We start from the raw sequence: 15,278 nt of genomic DNA, 5'->3' as shown, positions 1-15,278 counted from the left end.
TCATGGAGTATTGATTTTCCATTGCAGACCGACTTGTTGTGGCGCGAGGTCCAGACCCAGATGATACCGGTTATTGTTGCGCTGCGACTGCCAAAGCCAGTTGGCCGTGGCATAACCCAGGGCTCCGCCGACGGCGAGGTCGGACAGCCAATGATCGCGGCTGGCGGCGCGGCCGGCCGCGCCCAGCGCGGCGACGCCGTACAGCCAGGGTTGATCGTATTCTTTGGCGAAGGGCGTGAGGGTGGCGAAGAGCACGGTAGAGTGATTGGAGCCGAAGCTGCTCTGCCAGCGCGAGGCGCCGCTGGGCTGGCTGCGCCACGGCGCATTGTCGTCGCCAGGGCGGGCGCGGTTGACGGCGAATTTCAGCGCCTCGTTGCCCGCGACGGCCACGGCTGCGGATTCGAGCGCGATCAGCCCGGTATTGCTGAGACGGTCATCGCCGAGCGCAAACGCGGCGCCGGACAGCGCGGCGGTGGCGAGGGGCAGGTTTTTGCCCACCTTGCCCCAAGCCTTGACCAGATTGTTTTGTTGGTGATTCTTGAACAGCCGGTCTGCCGGCTTGTCCAGCGCGGCGGCGGCCGCCACCGTCAACGTGGCCAGACCGAGGCCGGCCGCCTTGTCATTCATGTCCAGCCAGCGATTGCCTGAGTCCTCCAAGCGCATGCGGATCATCGGCCAGGGCTGGTAGCTGGGCATGGGCGGCGTGACCTGGGGCAGGTTTTGTTCATCGGCGCGCTCGGCGAAGTCGCCGAGGCCATCGTAGGCATTGATGTCGCGTTTGGGGTCGCGCAGGATGTCGTAGAGGTCGCCCGGCGTCATCACCATCTGGCCAACGTCGCGCGTCCATGGCGCAAGCGAGAAGTTGCCGACATTGCGGGTGTCGAAGGTCAGCAGACTGTTGAGCGGGATGGAGAAGAACATGCCTTTGTCGTTGTACGGCTTGGATGGTGCGCCGGGCGAGGTGATGTCGTTGCCGTTGGTCTTGGTATACCAGAAGCCGGCTTCGACGCCGGAGCGGAAGCGGCGGGAGAATTCGATGCGCACGCCATCATCCTTGGCCAGGAAGCGCCCAACGCGAGCGGTGGCGGTGATGCCCATGGGCAGCTGGTAGTGCAGAGAGGTGATGGCTGTGATGGTTTGATAGTCGCGCTTGCCGAACCAGCCGTTGACATCGCGTTGTTGCAAGGCATCGACGGACAAGTCCACGGCCCAGTTTTTGTTGAAGCCGGGGTAGTACAGGATCTGGCCGCCGGCACCGCGGAACATTTCTTCGTAGATGCCCGCAGAGGCGCGCGCATAGACTTCGGGCGACAGGGTCAGGTATTGATTGACCAAGAGGCGATTCAGCTTGGGCGACTTGACGCGCTTGTAGTCGGCGATGTCTGAGCGAACATGCGGCAGCAGGCTGTTGGACGGCTGTTTGACCGCGGTAATGGTGTTGTACAGGTCAGCGCTCAGCGCGCTATCCAGATACAAGCCTTTGCCGAGGCGGCGCTTATAGGTGGCCTCGGCCATGATGTCATAATGGAAGGCCCCGCTGGGGTCGTTGAAATAGACCCCCATCTTGGGCGCCAGGTGGAAGCGGTTGTCTTCTGAGTCGTCGCTGGTCACCTGGATGGGGTCGGCGTCCCGGTTGTTCATCACGTTGATGTCTATGCCCTCGCGCAGCGATTGCGCCAGGGTGCGGCTATCCAGCGGCTGGGCTTCTTCATCGCGGCCGGGCTTGATATTGACAGTTTGCAGGAAGCGCTCGCGGTTGACCTTGCCCAGCAAATAGTCGTTGAGGGTGGGCAGATCGTAGAAGCTGTAAGTGGCGACGGGCTGTTCCAGCTCGGTGTACACCACTTTGATCTCGCGCGTCTCAAGCGGGGCGAAATACAAGGCCGTGCGCACGGCGCGGCCTACGGCGCGCCCCACATTGGAGATGCGGCTATTGCTCAGCTCGATGACCAGCGTATCGCGCTGCATGCCGATGCGTATGTTTTTGAAGTCTTGATTGCTCAGCGCGGTGGCCAGTTGGCGCGCATGATCCGGGCTCTCTTGCCATTGCGCCAGCGTCGGGCGTGTCGGCAGATCGGGGCCGCCGCTGAAATAGGCCGGCTCTTGAATTTTGGGCACGAACTCCTTGACGTTCAAGGGAATGTCGATATGGGCATTGATGCTGGAGTGCGTCCGCTGGCGAGCCACTTGCAGGCCCAGCCAGCCCCATTTGTATTCGATGCCTATCGCTGGGCCTTTTTTACGCTCGTCCGTCGCGAAGGTGTGCCCAACAAATGGTGCGGGATCCTTGCTGTAATTATTGGCGTCGTATTCCGCCACCAGCGACCAGTTAGGCAGAAAGCTGGGCGTGTAGCGCAGGCCGCCGAACATGCCCTGGATGCGGCCGGAGCCGTAGCCTATGGTGGTTTCCAAGCCGGGCAGCAGCTGCTTGCTGGCCATCAGGTTGGTGCCTTTCCACAGCCGGGTGCCCTGGATGTCGGTGAAGCTCAGCGAGACTTCCGGCACCCAGCGCGACTCTTCCCACAGCCGGAATTTGGTATCGATGGCCTTGTCTTTATAGCGGCCATAGCCCCCGCCGTATTGCTGATCCGTGAAGCCGGGAACGCCGGAAATGGAGACATAGCGGCCGGAGACTTCCAGCCAGGGCAGTATGGTGGTCGAGGTCCAGAGAATGCCATACGGTTTGTCATAGCCATAGCCCAGGCTGAGCGTGCCATCTTCTCCAACGCGGGCGGACGGCATGTTGATGTAGCCGATTTGCCCATTCAGTGAGGGCTGGGCGAGCGCGCCGCAGGCAAACAGCAATGGAACCCCTTTTTGCAACGCCCCTGTAAGCAGATGGCTTCTGGACTTCTTCTGCATCGATACAACCCGTTTGTTATCAGTTGTGGTGTGCTTCCGCGCGCCTGCTCTGAAAAAGGCAGGATGAGCTTGTTTCTATGATGCCAGGATTATCCCTTAATTCTTGCCCGGATGTGACAAGTACGCTGGCAAGGGCGCGCGACAGTTGTACAGCGTATGGAATCTGGGGAAACAGGGATAAAACGACTGCCGCGCTTCCGTCTGTCGGCATGGTTTTATGTCTTTGGGTTTGGGCCTTGCCAAAGCGTTTCTCCCGCTTTGCCGAGGCACGCTCCCTTTGCCAAATAGGCACGGCGAAATATAACAGACTACGATGTCATCAAAGTGAAAGCCAAACAGGCAGACTGCGCCTGTTTGGCTTGCTTGAACCGCGTCACGCAAGTGCGCGTGGCTAGCGATCTTAGTGGTGAGTCGCAGCGGTGTGGCTGGACGAGGAGTTGCTGTTGCTGGACACAGCAACGGCGGCAGCCACGGTGGCACCGATGGCAGCCACGGTGCCGATGCCGATGCCGGCGACGCCTGCAATGCCGGCACCCGCCACGCCCGCGCCAGCTGCGCCAACGCCAGCTGCACCAGCACCAGCCGCACCAGCACCAGCACCAGCACCAGCACCAGCACCAGCACCAGCACCTGTACCAGCACCAGCACCTGTACCAGCACCACCAGCACCGGTGGTACCGCCAGTAGCGCCGCCGGTTTCTTCACCGGCGGCGAAAGCCGGGGAGGCGAGGGAGGCGGCGAGGGCCAATACCAGGATCTTCTTCAGCATGTTGTTTCCTTCCAGAAATTTGGGTGTCAAAAATGGCATACAGCTCGCACTTCTCTCGTATGATAAGCCACAACGCAAGATATTCAAGCGCCAGGCGATGACAGCAGCGTGAAAAATTTTTGGGGCGATGCCTTGCTTCTTTCAGTCCAGCCAGAATGTGGTTCGGTTCCGGTGCGCGGCTAGCAAGCGGCGGAACGCTTCCGGGTCTTTGGTATAGGTCAGTTCGCCGCTGACCGGCTGGTACAGGTCTTGCAATCGGGACACCCAAAACCGCAGCGCCGCCCCGCGCAGCATGACCGGCCAGCAGGCGCGCTCTGCCTCGGTCAGAGGCCGCTCCGACTGGTAACCGTTCAGGAAGGCGCGGGCCAATTCATCGTCTAGCTCGCCGTCTTCGCGGCGCGCCCAGTCGTTGACCGCGATGGCCACGTCGTAGAGCAGAATGTCGTTGCAGGCGTAATAGAAGTCGATGAAGCCGCTGATGTTGTTTCCATCCAACAGCACATTGTCGCGGAACAGGTCGGCGTGGATGACGCCGCTGGGCAGATGATCGAAACGGTGGCTGTCCTGGAACTGGATTTCCTCGCGCAGCGCTTCGGCGCTGTCGCTAGGCAATTGCGGATACAGCAGCTGGGCGGTGCGGCTCCACCAGCGCGGGCCGCGCGGGTTGCGCATTTTTTGCGGAAACGTGGCGCCGGCCTTGTGCAGCTGCGCCAGCATTTTGCCCACCGCGCGGCATTGCGTGGCGTTGGGGTGGTTTACGTCACGGCCTGCCAAGCAGCTGACCAGGCAGGCCGGTTTGCCGGCCAGCAGGGAGGCGAAGCGGTCGGCGTTGTCGGCGATGGGCGCCGGGCAGGCCACGCCATGCTTGTCCAGGTGGCTCATCAGCGACAGGAAATAAGGCAGTTCTTCCAGTTGCAGGGTTTCGAACAGCGTCAACACGTAGCGGCCTTGCGTGGTGGTGACGAAGTAGTTGGTATTGGTGATGCCGGCTGCGATGCCCTGGAAATCAACCAATTGTCCCAGCGCATAGCCCTGCAGCCATTGCTGCAGGCTATCGCGGCTGACTGTTGTGTAAACCGACATGCCGCCTCCGTTAGAACCGCACCAGCACCCAGCGCGGGATCACGATGCGGGTGGCCGGGTCCACCTGGCGCATCGTGCCTGAGCCGTTGTCGTCTACCAGATAATACGGCACGCCATGAGACGGCGTGACCTTGACCATGTAGAGATGGCCGTTCAGCCGATACTCTTCGATTTTCTCGTCGCCCTTCTGGATCAGGCGGACTTCCGGCTCCGGCTCGGCGGCGTTGTCCTGGGTGATGACCGGCGGCGGCGGCACCACGGCTTTGGCGGCTGGCGAGGGAGCTTCGGCGGCGAAGGCCGGCAGCAGCGGCAGGACGGCAAGCAGGGCGATGAGGCGGCGCATGGAGTTTCCTTGTATTGGAATGTAACGATTATAGATTGAGCAGTTGTTCGCGCTCTTCCGGCAGCGCGTCGAAGCCGCGGGTTTCGTAGTGCTTGAAAATGGTGTCGACGATCTGTTGAGGATCGTCTATCAACTGGATCAGGTTCAGATCGTCGGGGTTGATCATGCCCTCGCTGACCAGCCTGTCTTTGACCCAGTCCAGCAGGCCGGCCCAGAATTCATGGCAGCACAGAATGATGGGAATATTGCGGCTTTTGCCGGTCTGTATCAGCGTTAAGGCCTCGAACATCTCGTCCAGGGTGCCAAAGCCGCCCGGCATCACCACATAGGCGATGGCGTGCTTGACGAACATGACCTTGCGGCTGAAAAAGTGGTTGAACTTGACCGACAGGTCCTGGTAGTCGTTGGGTTTTTGTTCGTGCGGCAATACGATGTTGAGCGCGACCGACGGGCTTCTGCCGTAGAATGCGCCTTTATTGGCGGCTTCCATGATGCCGGGGCCGCCGCCGGATATCACCGAGAAGCCGGAGTCGGACAGCCGGCGCGCCACCTCCTCGGTCAATTTGTAATATTTGTGGTCGCGCGGCGTGCGCGCGCTGCCGAATATGCTCACCGCCGGAGTGATGCCTTGCAGTTCCTCGGCCGACTCGACAAACTCCGACAGTATCTTCATCACATGCCAGGCTTCGCGCGAGCGGAAACGCTGCATCATGGCGTGGCGGTCGCTGGTTTGCGGCAATTTATCGGACAAGCTCATACTTCTGCCTCTTTATGAAAACATTGTTATTAATTGACGGCTCTTCTTACTTGTACCGCGCCTTTCACGCGATGCCCGATTTGCGATCCCCGGATGGCCGCCCGGTGGGGGCTGTCTATGGCATGGTCAACATGCTCAGGCGGCTGGAGAAGGAAGTTGAATTCGATTATAGCGCCTGCGTCTTCGACGCGAAGGGCAAGACCTTCCGCGACGACCTGTACCCCGAATACAAGGCCAATCGCCCGTCCATGCCCGAGGAGCTGGCTTCCCAGATTACGGCGGTCCATGAGGTGGTGCAAGCTTCCGGCTGGCCCATGCTGGTGGTGCCTGGGGTGGAGGCGGACGATGTGATCGGCACGCTGGCGCGCGCGGCGGCGGCAGCCGGCATGAAGGTGATCGTCTCCACCGGCGACAAGGACATGGCCCAGCTGGTGACGCCGGACATCACCCTGGTCAACACCATGACCAACGAGCTGTTGGATGAGGCGGGCGTCAAGGAGAAGTTCGGCGTGCCGCCTGCGCTCATCATCGACTACCTGACCCTGATCGGCGACAAGGTGGATAACGTGCCCGGCGTCGACAAGTGCGGGCCCAAGACCGCGGTCAAGTGGCTGGAGCAGTACGGCAGCCTGGACGCCATCGTCGCCCAGGCCGACAGCGTGGGCGGCAAAGTGGGCGAAAACCTGCGCGCGGCGCTGGACTGGCTGCCCATGGGCAAGCGGCTGATCACCATCGATTGCGCGGTGGATCTGACGACAGACCTGCCGCACGGTTTGCCCGGCCTGCAGCACGGCCAGAAGGACAAGCCGCGGCTGGCCGAGCTGTTCCTGGACCTGGGCTTCCGCACCTTCTACCGCGAGGTGACCGAGGGTTCGGAGATGCCGGCCATCGCTCAAAGGCAGGAGGATACGCCGGCCGCGCAAAATGATCTGTTCGGCGGCGCCGATGAGCCGGCCACCGTCGCGCCCTCCGGCGCCGCGAATATCGAGCGCCATTACGAAACCATATTGAACGAAGCGCAGCTGGACGCTTGGCTGGAAAAACTGGCGGCGGCCAAGGTGGTGTCCTTCGACACCGAAACCACCAGCTTGGATCCGATGCAGGCGCGCATCGTCGGCGTCAGCTTCTCGGTGGAGGCAGGCCACGCCGCCTATCTGCCGCTGGCGCACCATTATGCCGGCGCGCCGGAACAATTGCCGCTGGACGCGGCCCTGGCCAGGCTCAAGCCGTGGCTGGAGGACGCGGACAAGAAGAAGTGCGGACAAAACCTGAAATACGACAGCCATGTGCTGGCCAACCACGGCATCGCCCTGCGCGGCATCGTCGATGATTCGATGTTGGCCTCCTACGTGCTGGAAAGCCACCAGCGCCACAATATGGACGACCTGGCGCGCCGCCATCTGGGCGAGGACACCGTCAGCTACGAGGACATCTGCGGCAAGGGCGCCAAGCAGATCGGCTTCGGCGAGGTGGACGTCGACATCGCCGCCAATTACGCGGCCGAAGACGCCGACATCACGCTGCGCTTGAACCAGCACTTCGCCAACCAATTGAGCGGCGATCTGGAAAAGGTCTACCGCGACATCGAGCTGCCGGTGGCCGAGGTGCTGTTCAAGATGGAACGGCATGGCGTGCTGATCGACCGCGACAAGCTGGCCGCGCAGAGCCACCAGCTGGGCAGCCAGATGCTGGAGCTGGAGCAGCAGGCGTATGAGCTGGCCGGCCAGCCTTTCAATTTGAATTCGCCCAAGCAGCTGCAGGAAATCCTGTTCGGCAAGCTGGCCATCCCCACCAAGGGCGTCAAGAAGACGCCGAGCGGCGGCTATTCCACCGATGAATCGGTGCTGGAGCAGCTGGCGCTGGACCACCCCTTGCCCAAACGCATTCTGGAATACCGAGGGCTGGCCAAACTGAAGTCCACGTATACCGATAAATTGCCCGCGCTGATTTATCCACAGACCGGCCGCGTGCACACGACTTATGCACAGGCGGTGGCGATCACCGGCCGTTTGTCCAGCAACGATCCCAATCTGCAGAACATCCCGGTGCGCACCGCCGAGGGCCGCCGCGTGCGCGAAGCCTTCATCGCGCCGGCCGGCTGGCAGATCGTGTCGGCCGACTATTCGCAGATCGAGCTGCGCATCATGGCCCACCTGTCCGGCGACGAAGGCATGCTGCAGGCTTTCGCCAGCGGCGAGGACATCCACCGCGCCACCGCGGCGGAGGTGTTCGGCGTAGATCTCGGCGCGGTGACATCGGACCAGCGCCGCGCCGCCAAGGCGATCAACTTCGGCCTGATCTACGGCATGAGCGCGTTTGGCCTCGCCGCTCAGCTCGACATCGAGCGCAGCGCCGCCCAGCAGTACATCGACCGCTACTTCATGCGCTACCCGGGCGTGGCCGAGTACATGCAAACCACGCGCGAGAAGGCGCGCGAGCAGGGCTATGTCGAAACCGTGTTTGGCCGTCGTCTGTATCTGCCGGACATCAAACTATCCAATCCGGCCCGTCGCGCCGGCGCCGAGCGCGCGGCGATCAACGCGCCGATGCAGGGCACGGCGGCCGATTTGATCAAGCTGGCGATGATCGCGGTGCAAAACTGGCTGGAGGGCGACAGCCTGCAAAGCAAGCTGATCATGCAAGTACACGACGAACTGGTGCTGGAAGTGCCGCAGGCCGAGCTGGATCGGGTCAAGCGTCGCCTGCCGGAAATCATGGCCGGCGCTGCCGAACTGAAAGTGCCGCTGCTGGCCGAGGTCGGGGCCGGCGACAGCTGGGAGGCGGCTCACTGAGTCGACCGGCAGACGGATGACGAAACGGCGCCGCAAGGCGCCGTTTTCACATCGCCGGTCCGTGTCGCCTGCACTAAGGTCTGGCGGCGGCGGCGGGCATTCCGGCTTTTGGACAGGAGCGGCTTGGCATGGCCAAGCGGCTTTTCCAGACTGGGAACTCGTTCAAAAGCGGAGAGGCGCATATGGGGGCGAATGGCCAGGCCGGCATCACACTGCTGGAGCTGCTGTCCACGGTGAGCATTGCGGCCATTCTTTGCGCGCTGGCGGTGCCGACGCTGGGCCGGGCGCTGGACAGGCAGCGCTTGCAAGGCCATGGCCTGTTGCTGCTTGGCAGCGTCCAGCATGCCCGCGGCGAGGCGCTGCGCCGCAATCAACCGGTTTATCTGTGCGCGGCCAACTTGAAGAAGAATCTGGAGCTGCAAGGCTGTCAGGCCTCGCAGCCGGGCGCGAGCCAGCGCTGGGGGGAGGGCGGGCTGGTCTACGCGGATCACGGCGCGGACAACGCCGCTTACGATGGGGGCGAACGGCTGAAGCTGGCGATATTCGATCCGCGCGTCCAGGTCTGGGCGCCGGTGGCGCAACTGGTCTGGTTGCCCGACGGGCAATTGCAGCCGGAGGCGGGCGTCGCATTCCGGCTGCGCGCCGGCGATCAATGCCTGCTGGTGAGCATCGCGGCGGATGGCCGCGCCAGCCTGGGGAGTGTGGACGATGCTTGCGCCTGAGCGGGGGTTCAGCCTGCTGGAAACCATGGTGGCATTGGCCATCTGGCTAGTGGCCCTGCTCGCGCTGGCCGGCGTGCAGGCCCGAGCCTTGCAGGATGCGCGAGAGGCGGCGTTGCGCAGCCACATCGATGCGGCGGTGGAAAATCTGGCCCAGGCCATTCAGGCGCGGCCGGAGAGTCACTGGGTACACTATCTGGAAACCGCTTACGACGACCATGCCGCCTCGCCGGATTGCCCGCTCCAGTGCGATCCGGCGCGGCAGGCGGAGGCTGATCTGTCCCGTTTCAAGCAGGCGTTGCGCAATCGCTCCAGCATGGCGGAGCAGGCCAGGGGCGTGGTGTGCCGCGGCGACGTCAAAACGCTGCCTACGCAGGCCAAGCCAGGCTGCGGCGCGGCCGGGCCCGTCTCGATCCGGGTGGTCTGGCGCAGCCGTCATGGCCGGTCTTGGCAGGAGCATGCCGATGTCTGGCTCTTGCGTCCCTAGCCGGCAGCGCGGTTCGCTGCTGCTGGGCATGCTGCTGGCGACCGCCCTGGGCGCGCTGGTGACGGCTTGGGCCTTGTCCTCGCTGGCTCAGGCGGATCAGTCGGCGCGAAGCGCCGCCAGGATGCTGGAGCGCCGCCAGCAGGCGGCCTGGGCCTTGCGTCTGCTGGCGAGGGATGTGGCGCGTCACCGTCGTTTCGGCTGCGTGAGCCAGCTCTGGACGGCCCAGGATTTCGCAGACGGACATTGGACATTGAGCCTGCCCGGCCGCCATCTGGCGCATGGCCAACTGGCGCTGGATGCGCAACACAAGCTGAGCAGCATGGCGCTCTTGCCGGAAGCGCAGGCGGGCGCCGCCGCTTGGCCGCAGAGCGTGCTGAGCAGCTGCGCGGGGATGGTGGCGCTGACGGCGGCCTCGGCGCAATGGCTGGGCGGGAGCGGCTCGCCCAGCCTGCAGTTGACGCCGCCCCTGCTGGTGCAGGCAACGGACCAGGCCGAGGGCCTGCATGCCCCGTCGTTGCAGCTGTGGCTGCCGCTGGAGCGTCATTACCAGCTGAGCGGCGGCCGGTTGCGGGTTTGGGAGCGGTTGGGCGGCTTGAGCGCGGGAGAGCCGCGGGTTCTGCTCGACGGCGTGGCCGGGATCAAATTGCTGTTGCAGGTTCGCGCCGGCTGCGCGGATGGCGATGGCTGGCGGTGGCTGGCCCCATCGGCATTGACGGCGGAAACGGCGAAGAGAGTGGGCGGCGCGCGCTTGGAGTTGGCGTGGCGGCCGCGTGCCGATCAAGCAACGGCCGAGGTGCTGAGCCGGGAGCAGGCTTTGACGCCATTGGGCTGTGGAGGCGAGACATGAGGAGCAGATCGCAAGCCGGCGGCAGTTTGCTGATGATCATGGCTTTGCTGTCGCTGCTGGCCATGCTGGTGTTGTCGTCGGCGCAGCTGATCTTGAGCGCGCGCGCCTCGACCGTCAACGCGCAGGAGCGTAGCCGGACGGAGGTGGTGGCGCATCAGGCCTTGAGCGGCGCGGAGCGATGGATCAGGCAATGGGATGGCCTGAGCGATATGGCGAGCCTGGCGGATGAGCCGGCTAAGCTGTACGGGCATGGCGCGCCGTTTGCGCCCAACTGCCACGGCAGCCATGGCAAGGGCATGTGCGAGCCCACGATGCCGCCGGAAAAGCAGGCCCATGGCGGCGTGCCCCTGTTGCACCCTTGCGGCAACAGCCGGGAATACCCGTTGGAACCTTCCCTGCCGCAGTGGCAATGCCCGCAGGGCGTGCGCAGTGGCCGCCTGGTCTGGGCCAATCCGCGCTTCGTGGTGGAGTTGATTGATCCGCGTTTTGGCGCCGCGGCCGGGGCGCCTGCCCGCTTGTATCGGGTTACGGTGCGAGCCTGGGGGCGCAGCCGCTACAGCGTGGTGACCTTGCAGAGCTGGTATCGGGTGGATGGCGCCGGCCTGGGGCATAGGCTCGGCTGGACGGAGAAGGGGAGATGAAGCCAATGCGTACCGGTGGTTTTACTTTGCTGGAGCTGATGATCGGCCTCGCCGTGGCGGCCCTCCTGTTATCGCTGGCGGTGCCGGGCTACCAGCAATATCTGCAGCGGGCCCGTCTGGAAGAGGCCAAAGCGGCTCTTCTGGAGAACAGCCATTACATGCAGCGCTGGTATCACGAAAATGGGGCTTATCATCAGAATGGTCCGCTGGCTTGGCCTGACTTGCCGGCCAGGAGCACCGCCGCCTTCGACATCGGCTTCAGCAGCGCCAAGCCGACGGCCGAGAACGTAGAGCAAGCCAGCTTCATCATCGAGGCCCGGCCCAAACCGGGCGCAGGCCTGGACGAGTGGCTGTTGAAAGTAGACCAGGACGGCACGCTCCGGCAATGCCGCCAGGAAGGGGAGGGCGAGCAGTGCCAGCGCTAGCCGGAGGGGCGGATCAGGCCTGCTGCGGCGCCGGATCGTCGCCCCATGGCGCCACCTTGGCCAGCAGCATCATGCCGGGGATGGCCAGCGCCGTGCACAAGAAGAAAAACGAGGTCCAGCCTATGGAGTCGACGATATAGCCCGTCGCCGCGTTGGCCAGCGTGCGCGGCACGGCGGCCAGGCTGGTGAACAGGGCGAACTGGGTGGCGGTATAGGCGGGATGCGTGCTGCGCGCGATGAAGGCGACGAAGGCCGCGGAGCCCAGGCCGACGCCTAGCGCCTCGAAGCCTATCACCGCCGCCAGCATCGCCAGTTGCTGGCCGCCGACGCTGTCGAAGCGGCCGTAGCTGGACAGCCAGGCGAAGCCCAGGATCGACACCACCTGCACCACGCCGAAGGCCCATAGCGCGCGGTTGATGCCCAGCTTGATCATCCACACGCCGCCCAGCAGGCCGCCGATCACCGCCGGCCATAAACCGGCGTGCTTGGCCACCAGGCCGATCTGCGATTTGGCGTAGCCCATGTCGAGATAGAACGGCGTGGCCAGCGAGGTGGCCATGCTGTCGCCCAGCTTGTACAGGAAGATAAAGCCCAGTATCCACAGCGCCTCGCGCCAGCCTTGGCGGGAAATGAACTCATGAAAGGGCTCCGCCACCGCTTCGCGCAGGGTCTTGGGGCTGGCGGAGGCTAGCCTGGGCTCCTTCACCAGCAGCGTCATCAGCGCGCCGGGCAGCATGAACAGCGCGGTGATCACGAACACGCCGCCCCAGGCCATATGGTCGGCCAGGATCAGGGACAAGGAGCCCGGCACCAGGCCGGCCAGGCGGTAGGCGTTGATGTGTATGGTGTTGCCCAGGCCCAGTTCGGCGTCGCTGAGGATTTCGCGGCGGAAGGCGTCCAGCACGATGTCCTGGCTGGCCGAGAAAAAGGCGACCGCGAAGGCCAGCGCGGCGATGCTCCAGATTTCCTGCCGCGGGTCGAATAGCCCGAACAAGGCCAGCGCGGCCAGCAGCGCCAATTGCGACGCCAGCATCCAGCCGCGGCGGCGGCCCAAGAGCGGCAGCGCGTAGCGGTCCATCAGCGGCGACCACAGGAATTTCCAGGTGTAGGGCAGGCCGATCAGCGCGAACAGGCCGATGGACTTCAGGTCCACGCCTTCGCTGCGCAGCCAGGCCGGCAGCAGATTGATCAGCGCGTACAGCGGCAGGCCGGAGGCGAAGCCGGTGAATACGCAGACGAGCATGGTGCGCGAGAACACATCGCGCCGCCAGTTGATGGTGGCCAGGGTCATGGGCTTCTTGTGCTGATGGAGTTGGCGGGTGTCCGCGCCGGGGCGCGCACGGCATGGTCTGGATTAGAGGCCATCCAGGCAGCGCTCAGCGCCGCAGCGCCCGCGCGATCTTCTGATCGGTCTTGTACTGGCTCAGGGCGTAAACCGACCACAATGCGGCCGGCACCCAGCCTATCACGGTCAGTTGCAGCAACAGGCAGATCAGGCCGGCGAAGGGCCGGCCTATGGTGAAGAACTGCAGCCAGGGCAGGAAAATGGCCAGCAGCAGGCGCATGGGCGTCTCCTCAAGCGGGGCGGAATCAGTCGCGCGCCACCCGATAGAACGCCAGGCTGCCGCGCAGATTAGGCAGCAAGGATACCCGCTTGCCCTTGTCCATGACCACCCTTTCCACCACGCGGATGCGGTTCTTGGCGCAGAGCGCCTCGAAATCCCCCAGCATGCACCAGTGGATGTTGGGCGTGTCGTACCACTGGTAGGGAATGGTGTCGGACACCGGCATATGGCCCTGCAGGATCTGCCAGCGGTTCTGCCAATAGCCGAAATTGGGGAAGGTGACGATGGCCTCGCGGCCGACGCGCAGCATTTCGTTAAGGATGGCCTCGGTGTGGCGCATCGCCTGTATGGTTTGCGACAGGATGACATGGTCGAAGCGGTGGTCGCCGAAGTCGGCCAGGCCGGTTTCCAGGTCGCCCTGCACCGCGTTGACGCCGGCGGCGACGCAGCGCACCACGTTGGCGACGTCGAAATCCACGCCATAGCCCTGGATGCGCTTGTCCCGCTGCAGGGCGGCCAGCAATTGGCCGTCGCCGCAGCCCAGATCCAGCACGCGGCTGTCGGGGGCGATCCAGTCGGCGATCAGTTTGAGGTCCGAACGGAGAGTCTGGATGGCGCTCATGCCTTCACCTCCTCGGCCACGCGGCGCAGATAGGCGCGCATCAGGTCCACATAGGGTTGGTCGGTCATCAGGAAGGCGTCATGGCCGTGCGCCGATTCGATCTCGGCGTAGCTGACGCGCTTGCCGGCGGCGATCAGCGCCTGCACCGTCTCGCGCGAGCGCTCCGGCGAGAAGCGCCAGTCGCTGGTGAAGCTGGCCAGCAGGAATTGCGCCTGCGCCGGCTGCAGCGCGGCGGCCAGGTCGCCGCCGTGCGCCTGGGCCGGATCGAAGTAGTCCAGCGCCTTGGTCATCAAGAGATAGGTGTTGGCGTCGAAGTAGTCGGAGAACTTGTCGCCCTGGTAGCGCAGATAGCTCTCGATCTCGAACTCCACGTCGTAGCCGAACTGGTATTCGCCCGAGCGCAGCATGCGGCCGAATTTCTCGCCCATGCCGTCGTCGGACAGATAGGTGATGTGGCCCAGCATGCGCGCCAGCCGCAGGCCGCGGCGCGGCACCGTGCCTTGCTGGTAGAAGTCGCCGCCGCAGAAGTCCGGATCGGACAAGATGGCCTGGCGAGCCACGTCGTTGAAGGCGATGTTCTGCGCCGACAGCTTGGGCGCGGAGGCGATCACCAGCGCGTGCGCCACGCGTTCCGGATAGGCGATGCTCCAGTGCAGCGCCTGCATGCCGCCCAGGCTGCCGCCTATCACCGCGGCCCAGCGCTCAATGCCCAATCGGTCCGCCAGCCGCGCCTGGGCGTTGACCCAGTCGCCGACAGTCACCACCGGAAAGGACGAGCCCCAGGGCTGGCCGGTGGCCGGATTGACGCTGGAAGGGCCGGTGCTGCCGTGGCAGCCGCCCAGGTTGTTGACGCCTACGACGAAGAAACGGTTGGTGTCTATCGGTTTGCCGGGACCTATCATATTGTCCCACCAGCCGGCGGTTTTATCGTCGGCATGGTAGCGGCCGGCCACGTGGTGGTGGCCCGACAGCGCGTGGCAGATCAGGATGGCGTTGCTCTTGGCGGCGTTGAGCCGGCCATAAGTCTCGAAGCGCAGCTGGTAGCTGGGCAGCACGGCGCCGCTGGCGAGCGGCAAGGGGGTATCGAAGGCGGCGTCTTGGGCCGCGACGATGCCTACCGAACAATCGGTGTCGGTCATGGGGTGGGTGCCTCTTCTATTTTTATCCACGCCCGCCGCCCTCTGCCGGGGCATGTCGTGGCGCGGTCTCCTGCGGCTACCGGTCGATTATATCCATTCGGGCTTTTTTTGCGAGCCGCGCTTGCGCGGCGGGCTGTGGACGGAAAAGCCGCGACCCGGCGGCAGACGCTTGCGCGGGAGCGCGCCGCGCCGGGATAATCGGCCGGGTCGCCGCCACGGTCCCCATC

The 15,278-nt window shown here is 64.2% G+C and carries 15 protein-coding genes; 6 read left to right on the top strand and 9 right to left on the bottom strand.

The genetic code is table 11. The features are described from left to right. The 5 genes from FYK34_RS15095 to FYK34_RS15075 form a co-directional block, all read right to left on the bottom strand. Nucleotides 1-2,805, bottom strand: a complete 2,805-nt coding sequence (locus tag FYK34_RS15095; RefSeq protein ID WP_231137278.1) for a YjbH domain-containing protein — start codon at nucleotides 2,803-2,805, stop codon at nucleotides 1-3. Between the two features lie 153 nt (nucleotides 2,806-2,958). Beyond that, complete coding sequence (locus FYK34_RS20715; RefSeq protein ID WP_196782499.1) at nucleotides 2,959-3,531, bottom strand: hypothetical protein; 573 nt, start codon at nucleotides 3,529-3,531, stop codon at nucleotides 2,959-2,961. Between the two features lie 241 nt (nucleotides 3,532-3,772). Then, nucleotides 3,773-4,714, bottom strand: a complete 942-nt coding sequence (gene thrB, locus FYK34_RS15085) for a homoserine kinase (RefSeq protein WP_149297790.1) — start codon at nucleotides 4,712-4,714, stop codon at nucleotides 3,773-3,775. Between the two features lie 10 nt (nucleotides 4,715-4,724). Then, nucleotides 4,725-5,057 carry a DUF2782 domain-containing protein gene (locus FYK34_RS15080; protein WP_149297788.1) on the bottom strand — a complete coding sequence of 111 codons (333 nt, stop codon included), beginning with the start codon at nucleotides 5,055-5,057 and terminating at the stop codon, nucleotides 4,725-4,727. A gap of 28 nt (nucleotides 5,058-5,085) precedes the next feature. Continuing rightward, nucleotides 5,086-5,814, bottom strand: a complete 729-nt coding sequence (locus FYK34_RS15075) for an LOG family protein (RefSeq protein WP_149297786.1) — start codon at nucleotides 5,812-5,814, stop codon at nucleotides 5,086-5,088. 14 nt (nucleotides 5,815-5,828) lie between these two features. Here FYK34_RS15075 and polA point away from each other — a divergent pair, with 14 nt between their 5' ends. From polA to FYK34_RS15050, 6 genes are all read left to right on the top strand, one after another. Further along, the gene (gene polA / locus FYK34_RS15070) at nucleotides 5,829-8,606 is read left to right on the top strand and encodes a DNA polymerase I (protein ID WP_149297784.1); all 2,778 of its coding nucleotides are present in this window, start codon (nucleotides 5,829-5,831) and stop codon (nucleotides 8,604-8,606) included. 182 nt (nucleotides 8,607-8,788) lie between these two features. Continuing rightward, on the top strand, nucleotides 8,789-9,328 hold the full coding sequence (locus FYK34_RS15065) for a GspH/FimT family pseudopilin (protein ID WP_168209763.1): 540 nt from the start codon (nucleotides 8,789-8,791) through the stop codon (nucleotides 9,326-9,328). Continuing rightward, nucleotides 9,315-9,812, top strand: a complete 498-nt coding sequence (locus FYK34_RS15060; protein ID WP_168209762.1) for a prepilin-type N-terminal cleavage/methylation domain-containing protein — start codon at nucleotides 9,315-9,317, stop codon at nucleotides 9,810-9,812. Before FYK34_RS15065 ends, FYK34_RS15060 begins: the two co-directional genes overlap by 14 nt. After that, nucleotides 9,790-10,659: a PilW family protein gene (locus FYK34_RS20535; protein WP_168209761.1), complete on the top strand. Its 870-nt coding sequence runs from the start codon at nucleotides 9,790-9,792 to the stop codon at nucleotides 10,657-10,659. The genes FYK34_RS15060 and FYK34_RS20535 overlap by 23 nt, the downstream gene beginning before the upstream one ends. Beyond that, nucleotides 10,656-11,300, top strand: coding sequence for a pilus assembly protein (locus FYK34_RS20530; RefSeq protein WP_168209760.1), 645 nt, complete (start codon nucleotides 10,656-10,658; stop codon nucleotides 11,298-11,300). Before FYK34_RS20535 ends, FYK34_RS20530 begins: the two co-directional genes overlap by 4 nt. Further along, on the top strand, nucleotides 11,297-11,725 hold the full coding sequence (locus FYK34_RS15050; RefSeq protein WP_149297776.1) for a type IV pilin protein: 429 nt from the start codon (nucleotides 11,297-11,299) through the stop codon (nucleotides 11,723-11,725). The genes FYK34_RS20530 and FYK34_RS15050 overlap by 4 nt, the downstream gene beginning before the upstream one ends. A gap of 13 nt (nucleotides 11,726-11,738) precedes the next feature. On the opposite strand, the gene FYK34_RS15045 is transcribed toward FYK34_RS15050, so the two are convergent. The 4 genes from FYK34_RS15045 to metX all read right to left on the bottom strand — a co-directional run bounded on the left by FYK34_RS15045 (nucleotide 11,739) and on the right by metX (nucleotide 15,051). Continuing rightward, entirely contained in the window at nucleotides 11,739-13,016 is a 1,278-nt protein-coding gene (locus tag FYK34_RS15045) for an AmpG family muropeptide MFS transporter (RefSeq protein WP_149297774.1), read from the bottom strand. Between the two features lie 85 nt (nucleotides 13,017-13,101). Further along, the gene (locus FYK34_RS15040) at nucleotides 13,102-13,290 is read right to left on the bottom strand and encodes a YqaE/Pmp3 family membrane protein (RefSeq protein WP_149297772.1); all 189 of its coding nucleotides are present in this window, start codon (nucleotides 13,288-13,290) and stop codon (nucleotides 13,102-13,104) included. Nucleotides 13,291-13,315: 25 nt separating this feature from the next. Next, nucleotides 13,316-13,912 carry a methionine biosynthesis protein MetW gene (metW, locus tag FYK34_RS15035; RefSeq protein WP_149297770.1) on the bottom strand — a complete coding sequence of 199 codons (597 nt, stop codon included), beginning with the start codon at nucleotides 13,910-13,912 and terminating at the stop codon, nucleotides 13,316-13,318. Continuing rightward, complete coding sequence (gene metX, locus FYK34_RS15030; RefSeq protein ID WP_149297768.1) at nucleotides 13,909-15,051, bottom strand: homoserine O-succinyltransferase MetX; 1,143 nt, start codon at nucleotides 15,049-15,051, stop codon at nucleotides 13,909-13,911. Before metX ends, metW begins: the two co-directional genes overlap by 4 nt. Nucleotides 15,052-15,278: the final 227 nt, after the last annotated feature.

Source organism: Chromobacterium paludis (assembly GCF_008275125.1).
Lineage (GTDB): Bacteria > Pseudomonadota > Gammaproteobacteria > Burkholderiales > Chromobacteriaceae > Chromobacterium > Chromobacterium paludis.
This window is presented reverse-complemented; position numbering and strand designations above follow the sequence as displayed.